The organism is Streptomyces rubellomurinus (assembly GCF_000961885.1).
Classification (GTDB): Bacteria; Actinomycetota; Actinomycetes; order Streptomycetales; family Streptomycetaceae; genus Kitasatospora; species Kitasatospora rubellomurina.
Map to the genome: position 1 here is coordinate 1 of NZ_JZKH01000039.1, position 23,044 is coordinate 23,044.

General features: G+C 71.8%; 26 protein-coding genes. 10 read left to right on the forward strand and 16 right to left on the reverse strand.

Annotated features, from left to right (window positions below; genetic code table 11):
- From VM95_RS19595 to pknB, 5 genes are all read left to right on the forward strand, one after another.
- A partial coding sequence (locus tag VM95_RS19595; protein ID WP_045698605.1) for an FHA domain-containing protein FhaB/FipA occupies nt 1-359 on the forward strand: 359 nt, incomplete at its 5' end.
- Between the two features lie 53 nt (nt 360-412).
- Nucleotides 413-2,071 carry a PP2C family protein-serine/threonine phosphatase gene (locus VM95_RS19600; RefSeq protein ID WP_052707451.1) on the forward strand — a complete coding sequence of 553 codons (1,659 nt, stop codon included), beginning with the start codon at nt 413-415 and terminating at the stop codon, nt 2,069-2,071.
- Between the two features lie 148 nt (nt 2,072-2,219).
- Nucleotides 2,220-3,596, forward strand: a complete 1,377-nt coding sequence (locus VM95_RS19605; RefSeq protein ID WP_045698708.1) for an FtsW/RodA/SpoVE family cell cycle protein — start codon at nt 2,220-2,222, stop codon at nt 3,594-3,596.
- The gene (locus tag VM95_RS19610) at nt 3,593-5,044 is read left to right on the forward strand and encodes a peptidoglycan D,D-transpeptidase FtsI family protein (protein WP_045698607.1); all 1,452 of its coding nucleotides are present in this window, start codon (nt 3,593-3,595) and stop codon (nt 5,042-5,044) included. Before VM95_RS19605 ends, VM95_RS19610 begins: the two co-directional genes overlap by 4 nt.
- A gap of 260 nt (nt 5,045-5,304) precedes the next feature.
- On the forward strand, nt 5,305-7,413 hold the full coding sequence (pknB, locus tag VM95_RS19615; RefSeq protein ID WP_045698609.1) for a Stk1 family PASTA domain-containing Ser/Thr kinase: 2,109 nt from the start codon (nt 5,305-5,307) through the stop codon (nt 7,411-7,413).
- Nucleotides 7,414-7,519: 106 nt separating this feature from the next.
- Here pknB and VM95_RS19620 read toward each other — a convergent pair whose 3' ends face one another.
- From VM95_RS19620 to VM95_RS19640, 5 genes are all read right to left on the reverse strand, one after another.
- The gene (locus tag VM95_RS19620) at nt 7,520-8,326 is read right to left on the reverse strand and encodes a class E sortase (protein WP_052706658.1); all 807 of its coding nucleotides are present in this window, start codon (nt 8,324-8,326) and stop codon (nt 7,520-7,522) included.
- 36 nt (nt 8,327-8,362) lie between these two features.
- Entirely contained in the window at nt 8,363-9,523 is a 1,161-nt protein-coding gene (locus tag VM95_RS19625; protein WP_052707452.1) for a class E sortase, read from the reverse strand.
- A gap of 5 nt (nt 9,524-9,528) precedes the next feature.
- The gene (locus VM95_RS19630) at nt 9,529-10,194 is read right to left on the reverse strand and encodes an aminodeoxychorismate/anthranilate synthase component II (protein ID WP_045698611.1); all 666 of its coding nucleotides are present in this window, start codon (nt 10,192-10,194) and stop codon (nt 9,529-9,531) included.
- A 55-nt stretch (nt 10,195-10,249) separates the two neighbouring features.
- A complete protein-coding gene (locus VM95_RS19635) occupies nt 10,250-10,429 on the reverse strand; it encodes a hypothetical protein (RefSeq protein ID WP_045698613.1) in 180 nt (59 codons plus the stop codon).
- Between the two features lie 69 nt (nt 10,430-10,498).
- Entirely contained in the window at nt 10,499-11,263 is a 765-nt protein-coding gene (locus tag VM95_RS19640; protein ID WP_244178853.1) for a DUF881 domain-containing protein, read from the reverse strand.
- A gap of 169 nt (nt 11,264-11,432) precedes the next feature.
- Between VM95_RS19640 and crgA the strand changes: the two genes are divergently transcribed.
- A complete protein-coding gene (crgA, locus tag VM95_RS19645) occupies nt 11,433-11,684 on the forward strand; it encodes a cell division protein CrgA (protein WP_045698615.1) in 252 nt (83 codons plus the stop codon).
- A gap of 334 nt (nt 11,685-12,018) precedes the next feature.
- On the opposite strand, the gene VM95_RS19650 is transcribed toward crgA, so the two are convergent.
- Entirely contained in the window at nt 12,019-12,906 is an 888-nt protein-coding gene (locus VM95_RS19650; RefSeq protein ID WP_045698617.1) for a rhomboid family intramembrane serine protease, read from the reverse strand.
- 175 nt (nt 12,907-13,081) lie between these two features.
- On the opposite strand from VM95_RS19650, the gene VM95_RS19655 reads away from it, so the two are divergent.
- Nucleotides 13,082-13,801 (forward strand): DUF5324 family protein, encoded by a 720-nt coding sequence (locus VM95_RS19655; RefSeq protein WP_045698619.1) that lies wholly within the window; start codon nt 13,082-13,084, stop codon nt 13,799-13,801.
- A gap of 368 nt (nt 13,802-14,169) precedes the next feature.
- Here VM95_RS19655 and hemC (VM95_RS19660) read toward each other — a convergent pair whose 3' ends face one another.
- Nucleotides 14,170-15,105, reverse strand: a complete 936-nt coding sequence (hemC, locus tag VM95_RS19660; RefSeq protein ID WP_425265331.1) for a hydroxymethylbilane synthase — start codon at nt 15,103-15,105, stop codon at nt 14,170-14,172.
- A 104-nt stretch (nt 15,106-15,209) separates the two neighbouring features.
- On the opposite strand from hemC (VM95_RS19660), the gene hemC (VM95_RS19665) reads away from it, so the two are divergent.
- Nucleotides 15,210-16,142, forward strand: coding sequence for a hydroxymethylbilane synthase (gene hemC / locus VM95_RS19665; RefSeq protein ID WP_045698621.1), 933 nt, complete (start codon nt 15,210-15,212; stop codon nt 16,140-16,142).
- Here the strand turns inward: hemC (VM95_RS19665) and VM95_RS19675 are convergent.
- The 5 genes from VM95_RS19675 to VM95_RS19690 form a co-directional block, all read right to left on the reverse strand.
- Nucleotides 16,139-17,107 (reverse strand): hypothetical protein, encoded by a 969-nt coding sequence (locus VM95_RS19675; RefSeq protein ID WP_052707453.1) that lies wholly within the window; start codon nt 17,105-17,107, stop codon nt 16,139-16,141. The two genes, hemC (VM95_RS19665) and VM95_RS19675, sit on opposite strands and share 4 nt — an antisense overlap.
- Nucleotides 17,108-17,234: 127 nt before the next feature.
- Nucleotides 17,235-17,414: a hypothetical protein gene (locus tag VM95_RS19680; protein WP_045698627.1), complete on the reverse strand. Its 180-nt coding sequence runs from the start codon at nt 17,412-17,414 to the stop codon at nt 17,235-17,237.
- Complete coding sequence (locus VM95_RS19685) at nt 17,411-17,833, reverse strand: ATP-binding protein (protein WP_045698629.1); 423 nt, start codon at nt 17,831-17,833, stop codon at nt 17,411-17,413. The genes VM95_RS19680 and VM95_RS19685 overlap by 4 nt, the downstream gene beginning before the upstream one ends.
- Nucleotides 17,830-17,988 carry a hypothetical protein gene (locus VM95_RS42655; protein WP_157882152.1) on the reverse strand — a complete coding sequence of 53 codons (159 nt, stop codon included), beginning with the start codon at nt 17,986-17,988 and terminating at the stop codon, nt 17,830-17,832. The genes VM95_RS19685 and VM95_RS42655 overlap by 4 nt, the downstream gene beginning before the upstream one ends.
- A gap of 157 nt (nt 17,989-18,145) precedes the next feature.
- On the reverse strand, nt 18,146-19,357 hold the full coding sequence (locus tag VM95_RS19690) for a helix-turn-helix domain-containing protein (RefSeq protein WP_157882153.1): 1,212 nt from the start codon (nt 19,355-19,357) through the stop codon (nt 18,146-18,148).
- 273 nt (nt 19,358-19,630) lie between these two features.
- Here VM95_RS19690 and VM95_RS19695 point away from each other — a divergent pair, with 273 nt between their 5' ends.
- On the forward strand, nt 19,631-20,122 hold the full coding sequence (locus tag VM95_RS19695; RefSeq protein WP_078860190.1) for a hypothetical protein: 492 nt from the start codon (nt 19,631-19,633) through the stop codon (nt 20,120-20,122).
- Nucleotides 20,123-20,492: 370 nt separating this feature from the next.
- Nucleotides 20,493-20,729, forward strand: a complete 237-nt coding sequence (locus tag VM95_RS19700; protein WP_045698631.1) for a hypothetical protein — start codon at nt 20,493-20,495, stop codon at nt 20,727-20,729.
- 83 nt (nt 20,730-20,812) lie between these two features.
- On the opposite strand, the gene VM95_RS19705 is transcribed toward VM95_RS19700, so the two are convergent.
- The 4 genes from VM95_RS19705 to VM95_RS19720 all read right to left on the reverse strand — a co-directional run bounded on the left by VM95_RS19705 (nt 20,813) and on the right by VM95_RS19720 (nt 23,041).
- The gene (locus tag VM95_RS19705) at nt 20,813-21,121 is read right to left on the reverse strand and encodes a hypothetical protein (protein WP_045698633.1); all 309 of its coding nucleotides are present in this window, start codon (nt 21,119-21,121) and stop codon (nt 20,813-20,815) included.
- On the reverse strand, nt 21,118-21,351 hold the full coding sequence (locus tag VM95_RS19710) for a hypothetical protein (protein ID WP_045698635.1): 234 nt from the start codon (nt 21,349-21,351) through the stop codon (nt 21,118-21,120). The genes VM95_RS19705 and VM95_RS19710 overlap by 4 nt, the downstream gene beginning before the upstream one ends.
- A gap of 24 nt (nt 21,352-21,375) precedes the next feature.
- Entirely contained in the window at nt 21,376-22,449 is a 1,074-nt protein-coding gene (locus VM95_RS19715) for a peptidoglycan-binding protein (protein WP_208615487.1), read from the reverse strand.
- A 70-nt stretch (nt 22,450-22,519) separates the two neighbouring features.
- On the reverse strand, nt 22,520-23,041 hold the full coding sequence (locus VM95_RS19720) for a hypothetical protein (protein WP_045698639.1): 522 nt from the start codon (nt 23,039-23,041) through the stop codon (nt 22,520-22,522).
- Nucleotides 23,042-23,044: the final 3 nt, after the last annotated feature.

The following is a 23,044-nucleotide window of genomic DNA, read 5'->3' on the forward strand; positions in this document are numbered from 1 at the left end:
GACCCCAGCCCCCGGCCGGCGGCCCCGCCGGCGGCCAGCCGCAGGGCGGCGGCCGGCGCCGCGGCGGCCCCACCCAGCTGGTCGTGGTCGCCGGTTCGCTGGCCGGCACCACCGTCGCGCTGCAGGGCCAGACCATCACGCTCGGCCGCGCGCACGACTCCACCATCGTGCTGGACGACGACTACGCGTCCTCCCGGCATGCCAGGATCTACCAGGATCAGACTGGGCAGTGGACGGTCGAGGATCTAGGCTCCACCAACGGCACCTATCTGGACCGGCAGCGCCTGACGGCGCCGACCCCGCTCCAGCCGGGCACGCCGATCCGTATCGGCAGGACCGTCATCGAACTGCGGAAGTAGTAGCGCATGAGGGCAAGCATCCCGTCCATGACCCAGAGGGGGGCACAGGTCGCATGACCCTGGTGCTGCGCTTCGCCGCCGGCTCCCACAAGGGACTGATCCGGGAGGGGAACGAGGACTCCGGCTACGCCGGGCCGCGGCTGCTGGCCGTGGCCGACGGCATGGGCGGCGCCGCGGCCGGCGAGGTCGCGTCCTCCGAGGTGCTCGGCTCGATCGTCCGCCTGGACGAGGACGTGCCGGGCGCCGACCTGCTGACCCTGCTGGGCGACGCCGTCCAGGGCGCCAACGACCGCCTCCGGCAGATGGTCGAGGAGGACCCCCAGCTGGAGGGCATGGGCTGCACGCTCACCGCCATGCTGTGGACGGGCCAGCGGATGGGCCTGGTGCACGTCGGCGACTCCCGCGCCTACCTGCTGCGCGACGGTTCGCTGGCGCAGATCACCCAGGACCACACCTGGGTGCAGCGCCTGGTCGACGAGGGCCGGATCACGCCCGAGGAGGCCGAGACCCACCCCCAGCGCTCGCTGCTGATGCGGGCCCTGGACGGCCGCGGCCAGGTCGAGCCCGACCTGTCGATCCGCGAGGTCCGGGCCGGCGACCGCTACCTGATCTGCTCGGACGGCCTGTCCGGCCCGGTCAGCCACCAGACCCTCCAGGACACCCTGGGCAGCTACTACTCGCCCGAGCAGACCGTGCAGGAGCTGATCCAGCTCGCCCTGCGCGGCGGCGGCCCGGACAACATCACCTGCATCGTCGCGGACGTCATCGACGTCGGCGCCACCGACACCATGAGCGGCCAGTTCAACGACGTCCCGGTGGTGGTCGGCGCGGTGGCCGACACCCCGCCGTCCTCGGCCGCCACCGACCGCTCGATCGCCGACACCCCGGCCGGCCGGGCGGCCGGCCTCGGGCGCAACCCGCAGGGCGCCTTCGGCCCGGCCGAGGGCTACGACGGCGCCTACGGCCCCCCGCAGGGCGACTTCGGGCCCGCCGCCGGCTACGAGGGCGAGTACGGCGAGCAGGACCTGTCCGAGCCCCCGGTGTACGGCGCCGAGGAGTTCGACGAGGAGCGCCCGCCGAAGCGCAAGCGCCGCGGCCTGACCGTCTCGCTGGCCGTCCTGGTCACCCTCGGCCTGCTCGGCGGCGCCGGGTACTTCGGCTACCAGTGGACCCAGGACCAGTACTACATCGGCGAGGACGGCGACCACGTCGCGGTCTACCAGGGCATCAACCAGAACCTGGCCGGCCTGAACCTGCACTCGCTGCACGAGTCGTACGGCGACATCAAGCTCTCCTGGCTGCCGCAGAACGAGCGCGACCACGTGAACAGCACCATCTCCTTCGACAGCCTGGACAGCGCCAAGAACACCGTCCAGGACCTCAAGACCTGGGTGCAGCTCTGCGAGAAGGCCTCCAAGGCGCCGGCGCAGGGCCAGGCCCCGCAGGGCGCCCCGACTGCGCAGGGCACCCCGACGCAGGCCGCCCACGCCTCGTTCGTGACCGCCACGCCCCCGTCCGGCGAGAACAAGTCCCGCACCCCCTCGGCCGCCCCCAACCCGGGCACGTCGGCCCCGGGCGCCACCGGTGCCCCGGCGCCGAGCACGGCCCCGCCGGCCACCACCGCGCCGACCGAGGCCCAGCCGCAGCCCCAGCAGCAGCCGCAGCTGAGCGACGACGAGCTGACCAAGGCCAAGTCCTGCCCGAAGCCGTGACGTCCGCGAACCGACCCGGGCCGCGCAGCGGGCCCGCCGGCCGTCAGGGAGCGGTCACCACGTGAGCAGCTACCACCTGAGCGAGAACACCGGCCGGCGCCGGGCAGCGGCCGGCCGGGCCGCCCCCCGGCGCCGGACCACCACCACCATCTCGCCGCAGGGCACGCCGAACCGGCGCAACACGGAGCTGGCGCTGCTGGTCTTCGCCGTCCTGCTGCCGATGCTCGCGTACGCCAACGTCGGCCTCGCGATGGACGCCGCGCTGCCCGCCGGCATGCTCGGCTACGGGCTCGGCATGGGCGCGCTGGCGCTGGTCGCGCACCTGCTGGTGCGCCGCTTCGCGCCGTACGCGGACCCGCTGATGCTGCCCATCGCCACCCTGCTGAACGGGCTCGGCGTGGTGATGATCTGGCGGCTGGACAAGGCCGGGAAGCTGCTCAGCGCCAACTTCCCGGCGGCCCGCAACCAGTTGATGTGGTCGGCCCTCGGGGTGGCACTGTTCATCGCCGTCATGGTCTTCCTGAAGGACCACCGGGTGCTGCAGCGCTACACCTACATCTCGATGGTGGCGGCGCTGGTCCTGCTCGCCGCGCCGGCCTTCTTCCCGGCCCGGGCGGAGGACTTCGGCGCCAAGATCTGGATCCGGCTGGGCGGCTTCTCCATCCAGCCCGGCGAGTTCGCCAAGATCGTCCTGACCGTCTTCTTCGCCGGCTACCTGATGGTCAAGCGGGACGCCCTGGCGCTGGCCAGCCGCCGCTTCATGGGCCTGTACCTGCCGCGCGGCCGCGACCTCGGCCCGATCGTGGTGATCTGGCTGCTCAGCCTGCTGATCCTGGTCTTCGAGAACGACCTCGGCACGTCCTTCCTGTTCTTCGGCCTGTTCGTGGTGATGCTCTACGTCGCCACCGAGCGGACCAGCTGGATCCTGTTCGGCCTGCTGATGTCGATCGGCGGCGCGGTCGCGGTGGCGATGACCACCAGCCACGTGAAGATCCGCATCAACGCCTGGCTCGACCCGATGGCCGCCTTCGGCGCCCACCCGCCGAAGGGCGCCACCGAGCAGATCGGCCAGTCGCTGATGGCCCTCGGCTCCGGCGGGGTGACCGGCTCCGGCCTCGGCCAGGGCCGCTCCTGGCTGATCAACTTCGCCGCCAAGAGCGACTTCATCCTGGGCTCCTTCGGCGAGGAGCTGGGACTCACCGGCCTGATGGCGATCTTCCTGCTGTACGGGCTGCTGGTGCAGCGCGGTCTGCGCACCGCGCTCGCCGCCCGCGACCCGTTCGGCAAGCTGTTCGCGGTCGGCCTGGCCTCGGCGATGGCCCTGCAGGTCTTCGTCGTGGCCGGCGGGGTCACCGGGCTGATCCCGCTGACCGGTATGACCATGCCGTTCCTGGCGCAGGGCGGGTCGTCCGTGGTCGCCAACTGGGCGCTGGTCGCGATCCTGCTGAAGATCAGCGACAGCGCCCGCCGCCCCGGGGCCGAGCCGGCCCCCGTCACCGAGGGCCAGGGAGGACCCGTCCGATGAACAAGCCGATCCGCCGGGTCTCGATCTTCTGCCTGGTCCTGATCCTCGCCCTGATGGTGCGCACCAACTGGGTGCAGGGCGTCCAGGCCGACTCCTGGGCGAGCAACAAGAACAACAAGCGCGCGATCTACGACCGTTACGCCCACCCGCGCGGCAACATCATCGTCAGCGGCCAGCCGGTGACGAAGTCGGACTTCGTGAACGGCCTGCGCTACAAGTACAAGCGCTCCTGGGTCGACGGCCCGATGTGGGCCCCGGTGACCGGCTACTCCTCCCAGGCCTACGGCTCCAACGGGCTGGAGAACCTGGAGGACGGCGTCCTCTCCGGCACCGACGACCGGCTGTTCTTCCGCAACACCCTGGACATGCTGACCGGCGAGCAGAAGCGCGGCGGCGACGTCGTCACGACCATCAACGGCAAGGTCCAGAAGGCCGCCTACGACGCGATGGCCGGCAAGAAGGGCGCGGTGGTCGCGCTCGACCCGAAGACCGGCGCGATCCTGGCGCTGGTCTCCACCCCGTCCTACGACCCGGGGACGATCGCGGGCAACGAGGACGGCGACGCCTGGAAGGCGCTCAACGCCGACCCCAACAAGCCGATGGACAACCGGGCGCTGAAGTACACCTATCCGCCCGGCTCGACGTTCAAGCTGGTCACCGCGACCGCCGCGTTCGAGAACGGCGTGTTCCAGAACGTCGACGACGCCACCGACACCCCGGACCCGTACGTCCTGCCGGGCACCCAGACCCAGCTGAAGAACGAGAGCCCGAACGAGCGCTGCGAGAACGCCACGCTGAAGTCCGCAATGGACCAGTCCTGCAACACCGTCTACGCCAAGATCGGCGCGGACCTGGGCAAGGAGAAGATGCGGGCGCAGGCCGAGAAGTTCGGCTTCAACAGCACCGTCGACACCCCGGTCCGGGCCGAGAAGAGCGTCTTCCCGAGCAGCGCCGGCGCGGACGGCACCGCGATGGACTCGATCGGCCAGCACGACACCCGGGCCACCCCGCTGCAGATGGCCATGGTCGCCGCCGCGATCGCCAACAACGGCAGCCTGATGCAGCCCTACCTGGTCGACTCCGAGCGCTCGGCCTCGCTGACCACCATCTCCAAGCACAGCGAGAAGCAGTTCTCCCAGGCCATGAGCCCGGCCACCGCGTCCAAGATGCAGGACCTGATGGTCTCGGTGGTGCAGAACGGCACCGGCAAGAACGCCCAGATCCCCGGCCTGCAGGTCGGCGGCAAGACCGGCACCGCCCAGCACGGCGAGAACAACGCCGGTCTGCCGTTCGCCTGGTTCGTCTCCTGGGCCAAGACCACGGACGGCCAGTCGGTCGCGGTCGCCGTGGTGGTCGAGGACGGCTCCGACAACCGCGACGGCATCAGCGGCGGGCGGCTCGCCGCCCCGATCGCCAAGGCGGTGATGCAGTCCGCGCTCGGCAAGTGACCGCCGGTGTCGGGAGTGAGGGGAATGTCACGATCGGAAGGCCCGTCCGGATACCGGTCTGATATCGGCCGACCGCCGACTCCGGTTGGACGTGGTGCGACCGGTAGCGTATCCGCCAGCAGCGGGTGTGCCCGTTGCCGCCCGCGAGGCGGCGCACGGCCCGGCCGGAGAACCGGCCGAGTGCCGCGCGGCGTCACCCAGAGCGTGCGGGGACACCTACGTCACAACCTCACCGGCGGGTGAGGGAGAGGGCCGGAACTATGGAAGAGCCTCGTCGCCTCGGCGGCAGGTACGAGCTCGGCGGCGTCCTCGGGCGCGGCGGCATGGCCGAGGTGTACCTCGCCCATGACACCCGACTCGGCCGCTCCGTCGCAGTGAAGACGCTCCGGGCCGACATGGCCCGTGACCCGTCGTTCCAAGCCCGCTTCCGCCGCGAGGCACAGTCGGCGGCATCGCTCAACCACCCCGCGATCGTCGCCGTGTACGACACCGGCGAGGACTACATCGACGGCATCTCCATCCCGTACATCGTGATGGAGTACGTCGAGGGGTCGACCCTGCGCGAGCTGCTGCACTCCGGCCGCCGGCTGCTGCCCGAGCGGGCGCTGGAGATGACCATCGGCATCCTGCAGGCCCTGGAGTACTCGCACCGGGCCGGCATCGTGCACCGCGACATCAAGCCGGCCAACGTGATGCTGACCCGGCAGGGCAACGTCAAGGTCATGGACTTCGGCATCGCCCGCGCGATGGGCGACACCGGGATGACCATGACGCAGACCTCGGCCGTCATCGGCACCGCCCAGTACCTCTCCCCCGAGCAGGCCCGCGGCGACCAGGTCGACGCCCGCTCCGACCTGTACTCCACCGGCTGCCTGCTCTACGAGCTGCTGACCGTCCGCCCGCCGTTCGTCGGCGACTCCCCGGTCGCGGTGGCCTACCAGCACGTCCGGGAGGAGCCGCAGCCGCCGTCCGTCTTCGACCCCGAGGTGCGCCCCGAGGTCGACGCGATCGTGCTCAAGGCGCTCGCCAAGGACCGCGACTACCGCTACCAGAGCGCCGACGAGATGCGCGACGACATCGAGCGCTTCCTCGACGGCCTGCCGGTGGCCGCCGCCCAGCAGGCCGCCGCGTACGGCATGGGCTACGGCTACGACCAGAACGGCTACCCGCAGCAGCACGACCCGTACGGCCAGACCAACGTGCTGCCGCAGCAGCCCGGCGGCGGCCCGACCACCGTGCTGCCGCAGGCCTCCGGCCAGGGCGGCTACGGCCAGCCGGGCGGCTACCAGGACGACGGCTACGGCCAGACCTACGCGGGCGGCCCGGGCGGCGGCAACGACGGCTACGACGACGGGGGCCGCGCCGGCCGCCGCGGCGCGGACCAGCCGAAGAAGAGCAACACCTCCTGGATCGTGCTGGCGGTCGCCGCCGTGCTCGTCCTGGTCGGCACCTTCTTCGTCGCCCAGGCGATGTTCAGCAACGACGGCAAGAAGGACGCCGCGAAGGTCGCCGCGCCGAACCTGGTCGGCAAGAGCCTCGCGGACGCCAGGACCGCCGCCACGGCGGCCGGCTCCAAGCTGACGGTGACGGAGGGCGAGAAGGTCGCCTGCCCGGACGCCAACGTCAAGAAGGACCAGGTCTGCACCCAGAACCCGACGGCCGGCACCCAGGTCGCCGAGAACACCGCCATCACGGTGCAGCTGTCCTCCGGCCCGGCCAAGACCCAGGTCCCGACGGTCACCGGCAAGCCCAAGGACCAGGCCACGAAGGCCCTGAGTGACGCCGGCTTCACCAACGTCACCACCGAGTACAAGGACGACGACAACGCCGCGCAGGACACCGTCACCGCCCAGGACCCGGCGGCCGGTTCCAACGCCGACCCGAGCGCCCCGATCAAGCTGACCATCTCGCAGGGCAAGGCCAAGCAGACCGTGCCGAACGTGGTCGGCTCGCAGAAGGACGACGCGGTCAACCAGCTCCAGGGCCAGGGCTTCCAGGTGGACGCGTCGAAGACCACGCCGACCACCGACCAGACCAAGGTCAACACCGTCGCCTCGCAGTCGGTCGCGCCGAACACCAAGGCCGCGGCCGGCACCAAGATCAGCCTGACGATCTACAAGGCGCAGGACAAGCCCCAGGTCCCGCCGCTGCAGAACCAGAAGCTGTCGGACGCCGCCGCCGCGCTGGCCAAGGTCGGCCTGCTGTACACCGTGGTCGCCGGCCCGCAGGACCCGAACGCGGTGATCGTGCAGAGCAACCCCCCGGCCGGCACCCAGATGGACCCGAACTCCCAGGTGCAGCTGGTCACCCGCCCGGCCGATCCGGCCAAAGGGGGGGACCCCTTCCCGCCCACCAAAGGAAACCCCTAAGCCCTTCTTCCCTTTCTTCTGAGGGGGGACCGGTGACCGGGAACGCCCGAGGGCCCGTCGCGACCGTCGCGACGGGCCCTCGGGCGTTCCCGCGGTCCGCGACCGCTCAGGAGTGCCGCAGCTCGGGCGGCGGGGTGCGCTTGGCGTCCACGTCGTCCACCCGCACCAGGCTGCCCCAGACGGCCATCCGGTACCGCGAGGTGTAGACCGGCGTGCAGGTGGTCAGGGTGATGTACCGGCCGGGCGCGGCGTAGCCGGAGCGGGCCGGGACGGGCGCGACGATGCCGGTGTCGTACTTGGACGTCTCCGACAGCGTGCTGTCGACCTTGTAGACGTACCACTTGTCCTTGGTCTCGACGACGATCGAGTCGCCCTTGTGGACGGCGTCCAGGTCGTGGAACTTGGCGCCGTGGCCGTCCCGGTGCGCGGCCAGCGCGAAGTTGCCGCTCGGGTCCCAGGGCATCGCGGCCTTGTACGGCTGCTCGTAGACGCCCGCGACGCCCTCGTCCAGCACCTCGGTGGAGGTGCCCATCCGGATCAGCACCTGGTAGCCGTCGCCCATCGCCGGGACGTGCAGGAAGCCGACGTCGTCCCCGGCCGCGAACCGCGGCGGCCCGCCCGGGGAGGGCGTCGCCCCGGGGGTGGCCGACGAGCCGCCGCCCGGGCTCGCCCAGGCGTCACGCAGCCGGTCCGAGGCGGCCGAGGCCGAGCGGTCGGCCTGCACGTTGGTCCACCACAGCGAGTAGGTCACGAACAGGCCGAGGACCAGGCCCAGGGTGATCAGCAGTTCGCCGAACACGCCGAGCGCGGCCAGCGCCAGGCCGCGCCGCCGGGCGGGCCGCGGCGCCTCCTCGGGCGGGGGGAAGGCCTCCCGGCCCGCGCCGGCCGGTTCCGCGGTCCCGTCGTCCTGCATCAGCGGTCCTCCCCCTCGTCCCGAGCGGCCGAGCGGCTACCCGCCCGTGATCGCGGCCGGCTTGCCCTGGCTGCGCGGCCGTTCGTCGATCATCTTCCCAAAGACGATGAGACGGAACTTGGAGGTGAACTCCGGTGTGCAGGTGGTCAACGTGATGTACCGGCCGGGGCCGGTGTACCCGGAACCGTTCGGCACCGGCTTGATCACGCTGACGTTGCTGGGGGAGGTCTCCGGGATGCCGCTGGTGATCTCGTAGGTGTAGTAGGCGTTCGCGGTCTCCACCACGACCTTGTCGCCCTTTTCGAGCTTGTTGATGTACCGGAACGGCTCGCCGTGGGTGTTGCGGTGCGCGGCCAGCGCGAAGTTGCCCGCCTTGTCGGCCGGCATCGCGGTGCCGGTGTAGTGCCCGACCAGCCCGTTGTCGAGCACCGCGGACTTCGAAGTCCCTTCCGCGATCGGGAACTTGAGCCCCAGTTTGGGCAGGTAGATGATGGCGAAGCCCTTGCCCGGGGCGAACACCTCGGGCTTGTTCGGGTCCGGCGCCGGCTGCCCCGGCGCGGCGGGGCCCTGGGCCGCGTCGAACTGCTGCTCCAGCTGGTCGCGGGCGCTGCTCGCGGCCTCGTCCGCCTGCACGTTCGTCCACCAGAGCTGGTACGCGACGAACAGCAGCATCACCAGGCCGAGCGTGATGCACAGCTCGCCGACGAACCGGGCGGCCACCACGACCACCGACTCCTTGGGCCGCGCCCGCCCCGCGGCGCGCCCGCGCGCCCGGCGCCGCCCGCCGCCCGAGCGCACGGCGGTGCGGCCCTGGGCGGCCCGTCTGCGCTCGGCCCGGCCGCCGGTGGGCGGGGCCGGCTCGACGGCGGGCTCGGCGCTCTCCGCCGGCAGCCGCAGCTGGAGGGTGTGGTCGGGCAGCCAGGGGTACTCGGGGCCGCCCTCGGCGGGCTGCTCGGCCTGCTCGTACACCCCCCAGGCGTCCTCGGTCGCCGCCGTCCCGGCCGGCTGCGCGCCGTACGGGTCCTGCGCGTCCTGGTGCCGGCCGTACGGGTCCTGCGCGTACTGGTGCTGGTCGTACTGGTGCCGGTCGTACTCGTTGCGGCCGTGCTGCCCGTGCTGCGCACCGCCGTGCACCGGGGCGGCGCCGTACGCGTCCGCCTCCGGCTGGTAACGCCCCTCCGGACGCAGCGCGGTCACGCCGCTCAGCCCCGGCCGATCACCGGGGCGAGCCCGGCCGACCGCTCGACGGCGCGGGCGTCGCCGCAGTCCGCGAGCCAGTTGGCGAGCATCCGGTGGCCGCCCTCGGTGAGCACCGACTCGGGGTGGAACTGCACGCCCTCGACGGGCAGTTCACGGTGCCTCAGGCCCATGATCACACCGCTCTCGACGGTCCGGGCGGTGACCAGCAGCTCGTCCGGCACGGTGGCCGGGTCGACCGCCAGCGAGTGGTAGCGGGTCGCGGTCAGCGGCGAGGGCAGGCCGGCGAACACCCCGCCGTCCTCGTGCTCGACCAGCGAGGTCTTGCCGTGCAGCAGCTCCGGCGCTCGGCCGACCACCGCGCCGTACGCGACCGCGATCGACTGCAGGCCGAGGCAGACGCCGAACACCGGCAGCCCGATCCGGGCGCAGTGGTGGACCATCTCGATGCAGACGCCCGCCTCCTCCGGCGACCCGGGGCCGGGCGAGAGCAGCACGCCGTCGAAGCCCTCCTCCCCCGCGCGGCGGACGGCGTGGTCGACGGTCACCTCGTCGTTGCGCACGACCTCGCAGGTGGCGCCGAGCTGGTACAGGTACTGGACCAGGTTGAAGACGAAGCTGTCGTAGTTGTCCACCACCAGGATGCGGGGCGGGGTCGACTGGGTGGTCATGCGCGCGTGGTCTCCGTGGGATGCGGTGCTGGGTGGAAGTGCGGGGCCCGCCGGTTCAGCCGGCCGCGGCGCCGTCGCCGCCGTCCACTGTGACGTCGCCGAAGGGGAGCAGCGGTTCCGCCCACGGGAAGACGTAGGTGAAGAGGAGGTAGACGATCCCCAGGATCAGGAGCAGCGAAATGACCGCCCGGACCAGGGTGTTCCCCGGCAGGTGGCGCCAGATGAAGGCGTACATGCTGCTCCCTCGAGGTAGCGGACTGGGGTCAAGAGTAGACCCGGGATCAACAGCCGCGAGGCCGGTCCGTTACGGCTGGCCACCCGTCGAGCGCAGCTCGGTGGTGCCGGAGTACCCGGGAAGGGTGAGCTCGCCGTTCTCCTGGACCTTCCAGCCCAGCCCGTAGGCCTGGACGTACTGGAGGTACTTGCGGATCGTCGGGTCGGCCTCGACGGCGGCGCTCAGCGCGTCCGTCCTCCCGACCGCCTTGATCACGTACGGGGGCGAGTAGACCCGGCCCTGGAGCAGCAGGGTGTTGCCGACGCAGCGGACGGCGCTGGTGGAGATCAGCCGCTGGTCCATCACCTGGACGCCCTCGGCGCCGCCGCGCCACATCGCGTTGACCACGGCCTGGATGTCCTGCTGGTGGATGACCAGGTCGTTGACGTTGGGCTCGGCGACGCCGGGGATGCGCGCGGTGGCGTTCGGCGGGGCGTCGTTGAGGGTGACGGTCAGGCCCGCGCCCTGCAGCGGCTCCATGGCCGCGCCGAGCCGCAGGCCGTCCAGCTGGGCGGTGTCGGCGGGGCTGTGGGCCTGCTGGTCGGTGAGGTCCTGCGCCCGGGCCTGGAGGTCGGCCAGCTGGGCCTGCGCCTGCTGGTTCTGCGAGCTGCGCTGGCGGATCACGTCGCCGAGGCTGAGGAGGGAGTTGTCGGTGCGCAGGTCGGTGCCGCGGGCGGTCTGCGCGCTGACGTAGAAGAGCAGACCGGCGAGCGCGAAGACGGCGCAGGTCAGGGCACGTCCGACATTTCGGATGCCGGAGCGGCGGGTACCGGCCGGTCCAGGGGGAATCGACAAATTAGTCACCGTACCCTTATCTCCTCGGGACCCGCCGAGCCACTACGCTAACGGACGCCGGTGGCGTGTGCGGGAACGGTCCCCAGGACCCGCTCCCGCGGCCCCCGGCGACCGACTCACCCGCTGCACCTCTGCGCGGTCTCACAGCGCATCGACAGGAGATCCCCTCGTGCCGAAGTCTCGACTCCGCAAGAAGTCCGACTACACCCCGCCGGCGACGACGACCGCGGTGAAGATCAGCTCGGGCCGCGGCTGGGTAGCGCCGCTGATGCTGGCGCTGTTCCTGATCGGCCTGGTGTGGATCGTCACCTACTACGTGACCAGCGGTTCGTACCCGGTCGAGGGCTGGCGCAACTGGAACATCCTGGTCGGCTTCGGCTTCATCGCCGCCGGCTTCGGCGTCTCCACCCAGTGGAAGTGACGCTCCCCCCGCACTGAGGCTCCGCGGAGCCCGCACCGCCGCTTCGGAACGGCCCTACCCGGAGCGGCGGTTCGTCGTGCCCGAGCGCGGCCGGGAATCCGGTGCGCTTTTCTCATCGTCACACCATCACGTTTATCCACATGGTTATCCACACTGGGGAAAAGTCTCCCCAGCCTGTGGATAACTTTCCCGGTCGCGGCTTTCCCCAGCCGTGCACAACCGCCGGTGCGCCTGAGAATCGCACAGCTGGACACGCGTAGAACAGCAGTCCACAGCCCGGTCGACGCACAGCCTGTGCACAACCCCGCACCCGCTGTGGACAACCGTCCGGGCGTCACCCGCCGTACAGGCCCATCCCGGTCAGCAGCATCCCGGCCTCCACGGCCAGCGCCCCCGCCAGTGCCAGCCCCTGGACCAGGCCCCGGCGCTCGCGCGGGGCGTACATCAGACCGAACGCCACCAGCGCGCCCATCAGCAGCCCGCCGAGGTGCGCCCGCCAGTCGATGATGTCCGTGCGGGAGAAGGTGACCACCGCGTTGAAGACCAGCAGCGCCAGCACCGGGCCGAGCGGCCCCCTGGTCCGCAGCTGCAGCACGACCTGGGCGCCGATCAGGCCGAAGATCGCACCGGAGGCCCCCAGCGAGCCCAGCCAGTCGCCGTCCACCAGGAAGGCGAAGACGCTGCCGCCGAGGCCCGCGAGCAGGTAGAGCGCCAGGAAGCGCAGCCGGCCGAGCGCCTGCTCCAGCGCCGGGCCGAGGATCAGCAGGGCCAGCATGTTGGTGCCGATGTGCCACCACTCCAGGTGCAGGAAGGTGGCGGTCAACAGCCGGTACCACTGGTCCGGGCCCTCCGCGATGCCCTCCGGGCCGCCGCGCAGCGCCCCGACGCTGTACAGCGACCAGACCTGCCCCAGCTTCGGATTCAGCACGTACGCGGCCAGCACCCAGACCGCCAGGTTGACCCCGATCAGCAGCTTGGTGACCAGCGCGCCGTCCGCGGTCGGCGCCCCGCCGAACCGGGTCGTCGCCCGCCGGGCGCCGGCGTGCCCCGCGCCGACGCACTCCGGGCACTGGAAGCCCACCGCGGCCGGGACCATGCACTTCGGGCAGACCGGGCGCTCGCAGCGGGTGCAGGAGACGCCGGTCGCCGTCTCCGGGTGCCGGTGGCACCGGGGCAGCGCGGCCTCCGGGCCGGTCGCCGGGGTCCGATCCTCCGGACGCATCAGCCGTTCCCCTTCCCTGCCTGGGCGGCCAGCCTACTGCGGCGGCCCGGCCCCCGGGCGGGCTTCGGCCGTCGCGTACGGACCACTCCGGAGTGCCGGTGGACAAATCTGGATGCATGATCAGCATTCAGGTGGATATGTGCATAAAGGACGCCACCCAGGAGGAGAGGATCCCGTGACGCTCACGCACACGGCCCGCGAGACGGCCACCAGGACCAGGGACACCGCCGCCCAGTTCGCGGACGACGCCAGGCAGCGCCTCGGCCCCGCCCTGGACGCCCTCGGGCCGAAGGCCGGCCAGGCCGCCCACGCCCTCCGTGTCCAGTACGGCAAGCACCTCGCCCCACAGCTCGGCCACGCCTTCGCCGGGCTGCCGCCGGAGGCCCAGCAGAACGCCCTGAAGGCCTTCCACCGGGCCCAGGAGGCCGCCCTGGCGGCCCGGCTGTCCGCCGGCCGCGCCGCGGACCAGGCGCGCACCACGGTGGCGCCCCGGGTCCTGCAGGCCGTCGAGGACGCCCGGGCCGCCGTCGCCCCGGTCGCCCACGAGGCGCAGAGCCGGGGCGCCGCCGCACTGACCGCCCTGCAGGGCCACGTCAGCTCCGCCGAGATCAGCGACCTGGCCGCCCGCAACGCCCGCCGGCCGCAGTGCGGCCGCAGCCGGGCCGCCGGATTCGCCGTGGCGGGGGTGCTCGCGGTCTGCGGCCTGGTGGCCTGGCAGTGGTGGCGCCGGCACAGCAACCCGGAGTGGCTGGTCGAACCGCCGGCCCCGCAGGCACCCCGCCCGGCCGGCGCGCACGCCGCCACCGCCCCGGTGAACGGTGCCTCGGAGTCCGGGGCCGGCGCGGAGGCCGCCGCCCCGGAGCCGGACGGCGAGGAGCCGCCGAAGCCCGAGTGACCGGCCCGGCCCCGGCCCGGCCCCGGAACGACGAGAGCGGCTGACCCGGAGGTTTCCGGTTCAGCCGCTCATCGCGTGCTGTGGAGCATAGGAGACTCGAACTTTAATTTTGCAAAGCCGTGACCTGCGGCGATGCGCCAAAGACGCGCAAAGCTGGACATATGAGATGACGCTCGATGACTATCGAACGCGTTCGATGACGTCCGGTGCTGACAGGTCAGCACCGATGATCATGGTCCAGAACGCCAGAACCGCCCCCGTGAGCATCCTCCCGGGGGCGTCCTGCGGTTACGGTCCGTCGTCGGAACGCGATGGCCGGCCTCGCCGTACTGGCGTCCGCAACGGGCGCGGATTTCCGGGCCTCCGGGTCAGCGGGCGATGGCGTCGATCAGATCGCGGGCGCCGTCACGGATCAGCGCTTCGGCGACGTCTTCGCCGAGGGCCTGGGGGGTGAGGTGGTCGCTGGTGCGGCTGGCGGTGAGCACGGTCGCGCCGTCCGGGGTGAAGACCATGGCCCGCAGGGCGAGGCGGCCGTCCTTGAACGCGCGGGCGTATCCAGCGATCGGGCTGTTGCAGTGCCCACGAAGGAGGTTCAGCACAGCCCGCTCGGCGGTGATCTCGCGCGTGGTGAGGCGGTCGCCGAGCGGGGCGAGCAGGGCGATCATCTCCGGGTCGTCGGCCCGGCACTGGAGGCCGAGGACGGCGGCGCCGAGCGGCGGGCACATCTGCTCGACGGACAGCACCTCGCTGATGTGGTGCTGCTCGCCGATGCGCTCCAGCCCGGAGGCCGCGAGGACCAGGGCGTCGACCTTGCCGGCCTTGAGGGCGGCCAGCCGCAGGTTCGCGGTTCCCCGGCTCGGGACGAGTTCAAGGTGGGGGTGGCTGGCGGCGAGCTGGGCGATCCGGCGGACGGCGGAAGTGCCCACGCGGGTGCCGGGCGGCAGCTGGTCGAGGGTCAGGCCGCCGGGGTGGATCAGGGCGTCTCGGATGTCGGCGCGGGCGGGGTGGGCGGCGAAGACGGTCCCCGGGACGTTCAGCGGGAAGCCGGCCACGTCCTTCATGCAGTGCACGGCCATGTCGCAAACGCCGGTCAGCAGGGCCTGTTCGATCTCGCCGGTGAAGGCGCCCTTGTCGTGCAGCTCAGCCTGTCGGCCAGGTTCGAGATCGCCGGCCGCGGTGAACGGCACGAGCTCGACCTGGGCGTCCGGGTAGCGGTCGCGCAGGTCGGAGGTGACCTGGGCGACCTGGGCCAGCGACATCGGGGAGGTGCGGGCTCCGATGCGGATGGTCCGGGTGGTGTCCAGCACGAAAGGCTCCTTCCAAGGTTTCCGACATAACGTCGGAAACCGGGCGTGTTCGAGGCGAGTAGCATGCGGTCAACATCTCGTCAGATGCTGGGAGTTGGCGTATGAGCACACTGGTGGTGGGGTCGCGGGCCAGTCACCTGGCGCGAGCCCAGGTACGGGAGTTCCTGGCGCCGCTGCGGGAGCGCTTCCCCGACGTGGTCTTCCGCCACCAGGTGATCCTGGAAGGCGGTGACCAGGACCGCAGGACGGCCCTGTCGCAGGTCTCCGCCCGCTCCGGTGGGTCGGCGTTCTCGACGAACCAGGAGGCCGCCCTCGTCGCGGGTGAGGTCGACGTGATCGTGCACAGCCTCAAGGACCTGCCGACCGCCAATCCGCCCGGCCTGATCTTGCTGCCCCCGCCCGGCCGGGAGGACGTGCGGGACGCGCTGTGCGGATCGAGGCTGGCCGGCCTGCCACAGGGCGCCAGGATCGGCACCGGGGCGGCCCGCCGGATCGCCCAGCTTCTGCACGTTCGCCCGGACCTGGTGCCGGTGCCGATCCGCGGCAACGTCCCGCCGAGGCTGAACAAGCTCAAGACGATGAACCTGGACGCCGTCGTGCTGGCGGCGGCCGGACTCAAGCGCCTCGGGCTGGACGACGCGATCAGCGAGGTCCTGCCGGTCGAGCAGTTCCCCCCGTCGCCCGGCCAGGGCGCCCTGGGAATCCAGATCCGCGAGGACAACGACCTGGCCCGCGAGATCCTCTCCACCGCCGGCGACCCGGTCGTGGACGCGGAGGTGCGGGCCGAGCGGGCGATGCTCGCCGAGCTTCACGGCGGGTGCTCGGTGCCGATCGGCGCCTACGGCAAGGCCGAGGGCGACGTGCTGACCCTGCATGCCCAGGTCACCTCCGTGGACGGCAACCGTCAGGTGGAGGCCCGCCTCTCCGGCCCGCTGAGCGAGCCGGAGAAGCTGGGCGTGCAGGTGGCCGGGCTACTGCTGGACCAGGGCGCGGAGGACATCCTCGCCGCGATCCGGCCGACCGCCACCGTTTAGGCGCGCAAGCGGGCCAGGTCCAGGGCCGCGTAGGTGATGACCCGCTCGGCCCCGGCCCGCTTGAGCATGGTGAACAGCTCCGCCAGCGGACGGAAGTCCCGCTTCCCGCTGGCCGCGTCGAGCGGCGCCAGGCGCAGGTACTCGCCGGAGACGGAGAACGGCATCAGCGGCGCCTGGGTACGGCGCTTGAGGGCCGTGAGGATGTCCACCGACAGCATCCCGGGCTCCAGCAGCAGCATGTCCGCACCCTCGCCGAGGAACGCCAGGCCGGTGTCCACGGCGGTCTCCGGGCTGCGGGGGCTGATCTGGAACGGACGGCGGGCACCCGAAGCCGGGGTGGCCCCCATGGTGGTCCGGTAGCCCTCGTAGAGGGCAGAGTCGAAGATCAGGTGCGGCATGGTCGCCACGTCCCGGTGACCGGCCTCGTCCAGGGCCTGGCGCACGGCCCAGGTGGTGCCCCGGGTCATCGCGGCCGGGCCCACGATGTCGGCGCCGGCACCGGCCTGGATGACGGCCTGGGCCGCGATCAGCTCCGCCGTCGCGCCGAGGTCGACCCGTCCGCCCACGGTCAAGTGGCACTCGCCGGTGTCGGTGTGACCGCACAGGCAGTTCTCCGTCATCACGGCCATGCCGGCCTCGGTGTCCTTGACGGCGTGGATCGCCCGGACCATCAGGCTGTCCGGCGCGACCGCCCCGGTGGCCTGCTGGTCGCGCTTGAGGCTGCTGGCGAACACCTTCACCGAGCGGATGCCGGCGGCGGCCAGGTCCCGCACGGTCTTGGGGATCTCGGCGACGGTGACGGTCGGCATCGGCCGATCGGCGTCCTCGCCGGCCTCGCGGACCAGCAGGACCATGCTCAGGTCGGCCGCCGTCAGCTCGGGGCCCTCGAGGAAGCTGCGGACAGCCGGGCGGCCGTGCAGCCGGTCGGAGGCGTCGTGTGCGGTGGTGTGCTGGGTGATGGTCATCTCATCCCTCTCGGTCCGTGGTGTGTGGTGCCGAGGTGCGTGGAAGGGGGCGCCGACCGGTGTCGTCGGCGGCCGGCGCCCCCGGGCCCGCCCGCCCGGAGCCGGGGAACTCCGGGTTGGCGGGGGCTCAGGTGGTGTCGGGCGGGTCGCTGTCCGGGGCGGTGGCCACGAAGGTGCTGTGGGAGGTCTCCTGGTTGTGCACGGTGATGCCCAGCAGGCCGATCACGGTGAGGTGCCCGAGCACGAAAAGGGCCTTGACCACGGGGTGGACCGTGTCGCGGTGCTGGCCGCGGTGCTGGCCGGTCATGCCGTACCTCGCATCCGCAGGTCCGCATGCACGGTCTTGCCGAGCGTGATCGGGGTGACTCCCCACTGGCCTCGGGTGAGCTTGTGCACGAGAGCCAGTCCCCGCCCGCCCTCGTCATCCCGCCCGGCGTCCATCAGGACCGGCGTGATTCGGCTGCCGTCCGTGACCTCGATCCGCACCGTCCTGGCGGTGATCCGGGTGATCTCGACCGTCATCCGAAGCTGGCAGCCGGTCTTGGCCGCGTTGCCCGCGAGCTCGGAGGCGATCAGCTGAGCGTCGTCGATCAGCTCGTCCATGCCCCACTCGGCCAGCTTGTCGCGGACCAGGCGGCGGGCCGCTGAGGCCGACTCGGGCCGGTAGGGCAGGTGGGCGAGAGACGGCTTCTCGGTGACGGTCGCCGGGGCGGTCGCCGTGCTCACGAGGCCGGAAGCATCCGGGGGTCGGCGGCCGGGTGGAAGTCGGCCCAGCCGGCCGCCGCGGTGGCCAGGGTGCTCCGTCGCAGGCGCTCCCGGGCGGATCTGCGCGGCCCGGACGGCATCGGGGCGGGGTGCGGCGGGCGGCGGGTAGCGGCCATCACGGGCTCCAGGGGATCAGCGGTGTGGTGGAAGCACCGGTCCGGACCGCCTACGGGTCCGGACCGGGCTCATGCCCCGGGGATTCGCCTCTCGGGGGGCTGAGCACCACGATGCCGCTGATGTAAGGCCCTGAATTTCACCAGAAGTGAAAGATCGTCAGATGCCCGTTCGCGTGATCCAGGTTGACAGCCGTACACTCCGGCGGCTAGCGGAGCGTGACAGGGCGGTCACTGTTTCGCGGGCAAGCGGGTGCCGGGAGACCTGCTCGGGCGCGACCGCGAACGCGGCGTCCAGCTGATCAAGCGCAGCTTCGGGCTTGGCCATCCATCGGTAGGCGCGGGCGAGGTCGATGTGGTGGTGCCCGATCCTGGTCGGCGCCCACCCGGCCGGGAACCGCAGGCCCTTCGCGGCGGCTACCGCCTGGTCGTGCTCGCCGGCCTCCACCAGCGTCATCACCCGGTGGACCTGCACGTTCGTGGGGCCGAAGTGCAGCGACAGGTCGGGCTGTTCGCCGGTCTTGGCGGCGACCTTCTGGGCCTCGTCCAGGTGGTGCTTCATCACGTCCGTCTGCCGGGAGCGGGCGGCGACCACCGCGGAGCCGAGGTGAAGCTGACCCGTGGTTACCAGCGCACTCGGCGTCTTCGCATCGGTGCCCTCCAGGTGGCCCCGGCCGGACTCCTGGAGGCGCCGGCACGCTTCCAGGTCGCCGACGCGCAGGTAGGCGGTGACCCGCAGGTACTCGCGGGCGGCCCGAAGCGCGGGCGCCCGGTCGCCGGCCCGCTGAGCGGCCCAGTCCATCCGGGCCAGCGCCGTCGCCGACAGGTCGCTCAGCCCGATCGCGATCCCGACCGAGTGCCCGCACCGGTAGGCCTCCGACAGCAGACCCCACGCCTGGCGCTGCTGCTCGCCGGTGAACTCGTGCGCGGCCGTGTGCAGCTCGACCAGGAGCCCCGGCAGCATCGCCACCATCGGCTTGTACTTCGCGGCCTGGGCCAGCGCGTTCACCTGCCGCACCGCAGCCCGAAGCGCCGGCAGAGCCCGCGGGCGCACAGCGTCCTGCGGCGGCAGGTCGTACAGGTCGAGCGTCGAACGGATCGGCCCCATCAGCGGGACCAGTGGGTCATCGGCCATTCCGTCACTGTACGAGGGCGGCTGAAGGTCGCCCGGTTCAACTCCCAAGGCCCTGGCGACCGCTGCCACGAACTCCGGCGTCGCCGGCTTGTGCCCCGACACCACCTTCGTGAGCAGGCTGTACGAGACGTGAGCGCGGTCGGCGAGCTGCCGGTGGCTCAAACCCCTCACATCCTCGTAGGCCGCGATCCGCTGGCCGATGCTGATTCCGTCCGGAGGTGCCATGCTGGTCCCCATCCCGTGCACGCCTTGAACCCGTGTGCACGGGACCGTACCCCCGAATGCGCCCGCCCACAGATCGTTTCGGCAAGCGGCGTTGACGTCGAATCAGATCTGGCGCGACTTCCGCACCTGATCGTCGCGGGTGGTGGCCACCACGAACTCGGTCGTCGGATCGTGCGCCATACCTATCAGCCGGAAACAAGGGTCACAGGTCGGCCACGAACTGCTTCACAGGCGCACAGCCCCGGTAGCGTCAGCGGACACTACACGACGCCCCAGGGGGGGACCATGCGTATCCGTACTGCCACCGCGGCCCTCGCGGTCGGCCTGTTGGCCGCGGGCCTGACGGCCTGTTCCAGTACGAGCAGTGACAGCACGAAGGCGGCCGCGTCGGCGAGCAGCACGGCAGGTGCTCAGCCGACGTCGGCACCGGCGGCCGCCCAGGAGCCGGCACCGGCCGGAACCACGGCGGCCGCGCCCGCGCCGGCGGGTACCGGGCCGGGCGGTCTGCCGCCGAAGCCGGACGCTGCCACGACGGCCAAGTACATCGCGGCGCTCACCGCGATCGACCCGGAGATCGTCGGCGACAAGCCGGACCGCGCGGTGTCGCGCGGTCGTGATCAGTGCTCCTCGGTGGCCGAGTTCTCGAAGGACACGGCGAAGCTGGTCGACTTGACGAACAAGCGCTTCACCTCGCCCAAGCACCCGGACGGGTTCGGCGCCGAGAAGGCTGCGAAGATCCTCGTCGTCGTCCGGGCGAGCATCTGCCCGACGTACTGAACCTCGAACGCGGCGATGCGCCCAACTCCCCCGGAGGCCAGTGGCGCATCGCCTGCCGGAGACGCCTGGCGCCCGCCGCGCCAGCCGCAACACGGGTGCTCCGCGTACTACCAGCGGGGGTTACGGAATCGGTTTGAGCGGATCCAGCGTCAGCCACTAGGGTCGACTTGACCTCGGGTCAGGCCTCGCTGCCCGCTGCGCACCAACCGTTCCGGTCATGGGTGGCTGCGGAGGTAGAGCCGTCGAGCGTCCGGGTGCGCTGATTCACGCGCGCCCCCTCTTGGCGCGGCCCCAGGAAGCCGCAACTCCCCGCTCTCCAGGCGTCCGGCCTAGCGTCCGCATTCTCCGCATGTGCCCTTGAAAGGCTAAAATGACCGATATCTCCGTTTCCCCCAAGTCCGTCACCCAGGTCCTGCTCCAGGACGGCCAGTGGTACACCGTGAACACCGGAACGTTCACGATCGGCAGCTACCGGCTGCTGACCGACAACGAGTTGATGGACCACCTCCTCGCCACCGAGGTGAGCACCCCCGGGTTCTCGTTCGAGGAACCTGGCGGGCGGACTGTAACCGGGCCCCTTAGCTCGATTACAGCCATCCGCCGGTGACGGCGGCAACAGACTGACCCCTGAAGCGCCGAATCGCCCCCGCCCTGGCTCGCAGCCAGGGCGGGGGCGTGGTGTTCAGCCGTTCACCGGTTCTGGAGTTCCTTGACGGCGCCCTCGATGCGGTCGACGGCGTCCCGCAGCGAGGTCCCGCTGTTGCGGCCCAGCTCGTGCTCGATGCTGGCCAGGCGCTCCATCACGCCGGGCCGGGCGGGGACTCCGGGTCGCGCCGGCGTGCCCTGCCAGTCCTCGGACCAGGCGTCGAGGGCCCGGTGCATCCGGCGAACGGTTCGCCAGAGGACGGCGAGCAGGGCGAGCACGGTCCCGAGGGCGGTGGCCCAGGCGGCCAGGGCGTCGACCTGGACGACGCCGGTCGACTCGGCAAAGGCGGTCACGGGCGGCTCGCCGGGTCGATCCGGGTGGGCAGCAGGGCGGCCGTGTCGGCGCGGCCGATGAACACGCCGAGCGCGCCCTTGATGACGGCGAGGCCGGCCGGTACAGCTGCGATGGCGGCCGACTGGACGCTGGACAGGCCGGTGACCCCGCCGACCAGGAGCAGGCCTATGACGGCCTCCAGGTAGGTGGCGGCGGTGCGTTCGGCGAGGTCGACGAGGAGCTTGGTCATGGTGGTGTCCGATCTGGTGCGAGGTCAGGCGAAGAGTCGGCGCCAGGTCTCCGGGCCGGGGTAGCCATCGGCGTCCGCACCCGTCCAACCCTGGGCCTGCTGGAACGCCTGGACGGCCCGCCGGTCGGCTTCGCTCCACTGCGGGCCGGGGCCGATCCGGTAGGCGCCGCCGTAGCCCTTCGCGACCAGCTGCTCGCCGAGCTGGCGGACGTAGTCGTTGTTCTGCCCCGGGCCGAAGCACTCCCGACCGGGGAACGCAGGCGCGCCGCCGGGCAGGTAGCCGATGAGCTCCCGGAGCGAGGCCTCGCCCGGAACGCCGTCCGCGTCCGCACCGCCGTAGCCGAGGGAGCGCTGGTAGTCCGCGTAGTTCCCCGTGTCGGCATCCGTCCAGTCGGGCCCAGGCCCGACCTGGTAGTAGCTACCGAAGCCATGCGAGACCAGCGCCTCGCCTACGGCGGTCACCTGGGGACCCTGAGCACCGTAGCCGTACGCCAGCCCGTTGATCGTGGTCTGGTAGCGGGCCGGAGTCGGGTCCGGCGCGGGGGCGGGAGCGGGCTCGACCGAAGCGGACGGCGTACCGACGCGGGCGGACGGGACGCCGCCCAGCGCCGGGTCCGCGCTGACCGTCCCCTCCGGATAGTCGGGCACGCCGTACCCGTACGGCGACCCGGGGCCCTGACGCGGGCGCTGTCGGGCGTACACCCCGTCGCCCTGCGGCGAGCCCCCGGAGTTGGTGTTGCCCTCGATCGTCCAGATCGTGTCCTGGTCGTAGGCGACGACCACGCCGACGTGGTCCTGGCCGTGGCTGCCCAGGTAGAAGGGGCCGCCGAGCACCGGGTACTCGGTCCAGCGGCCCTGCTGCTGCCACCAGTCCACGGCCGTCGCGCACGACGCGGTGAGCGGCCAGCGCTCGGCCATACCCTCGGTCTGCGTGGCGCCCCAGGCGGTGAACGTTGCGCACCACGCCTGCCCCTGCGACCACTCGAGGCCCGGCACCGCCGGGGAGAACTTCTGGACGTTGTTCCACGAGCCGCCGCTGTCGCGACCCTCGTGGTAGCCCTCCTCGCTGGTGAGTAGGGCGACGAACTCATCACGCACGGGTGCCTCCTGGCACATGAAAGTGCCCCCGACCGGAGTAGCGCGGGGGCGGTTGGGATCGGGATGTGGGTCAGGCGCGGCGGCGGAGTTCCATCCACGACCCGGCGAGAACACGGGTCGCGGTGGCGGTGGCAACGTTCTGGGCCCACATGAGGCGCAGCAGGCCGGCGGTCGTCACGGTGACGATCCCCTCGAGCTTCACCCAGGTGTTGGCGCCCGAGGAGATGCCGAAGCCGAGGACGCTGGCGGCGGTCGCGTTGCGGATCGCGAAGAACTCGACGGGTCCGTTGGTTCCGGTGGTGATGGCGACGGTGTGGGCGCCGGTGCCGGCGAAGTGCAGCGTGCTGCCGGCGGGGAGGTCCCAGCCGAACTTCACGTCCCCGTTGCTGTCGCCGGCGCCCATGAACAGCTGCAGCTCGAACGTGTAGGTGGCGCCCGCCTCGACGGCGGCCTGCAGGTGGTCGTCGGCCTGCAACACGGTCGAGTTGGTGACCGACTCGTCGGTGGTCTTGGTGATGAACTCGGGCAACGAGGCGCGCAGGCCTGCGCCGGTGATTCTCTGGCCGGCGGCCCACGCCGGATAGGTGGACATGGT

Coding starts and splice junctions, on each gene's coding strand:
- VM95_RS19720 (WP_045698639.1), bottom strand. CDS start 23,041: ATGTCCACCTATCCGGCGTGGGCCGCCGGCCAGAGAATCACCGGCGCA.
- VM95_RS19630 (WP_045698611.1), bottom strand. CDS start 10,194: ATGACCACCCAGTCGACCCCGCCCCGCATCCTGGTGGTGGACAACTAC.
- VM95_RS19620 (WP_052706658.1), bottom strand. CDS start 8,326: ATGCAGGACGACGGGACCGCGGAACCGGCCGGCGCGGGCCGGGAGGCC.
- VM95_RS19610 (WP_045698607.1), top strand. CDS start 3,593: ATGAACAAGCCGATCCGCCGGGTCTCGATCTTCTGCCTGGTCCTGATC.
- VM95_RS19600 (WP_052707451.1), top strand. CDS start 413: ATGACCCTGGTGCTGCGCTTCGCCGCCGGCTCCCACAAGGGACTGATC.
- VM95_RS19675 (WP_052707453.1), bottom strand. CDS start 17,107: ATGACCATCACCCAGCACACCACCGCACACGACGCCTCCGACCGGCTG.
- VM95_RS19635 (WP_045698613.1), bottom strand. CDS start 10,429: ATGTACGCCTTCATCTGGCGCCACCTGCCGGGGAACACCCTGGTCCGG.
- VM95_RS19710 (WP_045698635.1), bottom strand. CDS start 21,351: ATGACCAAGCTCCTCGTCGACCTCGCCGAACGCACCGCCGCCACCTAC.
- VM95_RS19650 (WP_045698617.1), bottom strand. CDS start 12,906: ATGCGTCCGGAGGATCGGACCCCGGCGACCGGCCCGGAGGCCGCGCTG.
- VM95_RS19695 (WP_078860190.1), top strand. CDS start 19,631: ATGCGTATCCGTACTGCCACCGCGGCCCTCGCGGTCGGCCTGTTGGCC.
- VM95_RS19680 (WP_045698627.1), bottom strand. CDS start 17,414: ATGACCGGCCAGCACCGCGGCCAGCACCGCGACACGGTCCACCCCGTG.
- VM95_RS19700 (WP_045698631.1), top strand. CDS start 20,493: ATGACCGATATCTCCGTTTCCCCCAAGTCCGTCACCCAGGTCCTGCTC.
- VM95_RS42655 (WP_157882152.1), bottom strand. CDS start 17,988: ATGGCCGCTACCCGCCGCCCGCCGCACCCCGCCCCGATGCCGTCCGGG.
- pknB (WP_045698609.1), top strand. CDS start 5,305: ATGGAAGAGCCTCGTCGCCTCGGCGGCAGGTACGAGCTCGGCGGCGTC.
- VM95_RS19690 (WP_157882153.1), bottom strand. CDS start 19,357: ATGGGGACCAGCATGGCACCTCCGGACGGAATCAGCATCGGCCAGCGG.
- hemC (WP_045698621.1), top strand. CDS start 15,210: ATGAGCACACTGGTGGTGGGGTCGCGGGCCAGTCACCTGGCGCGAGCC.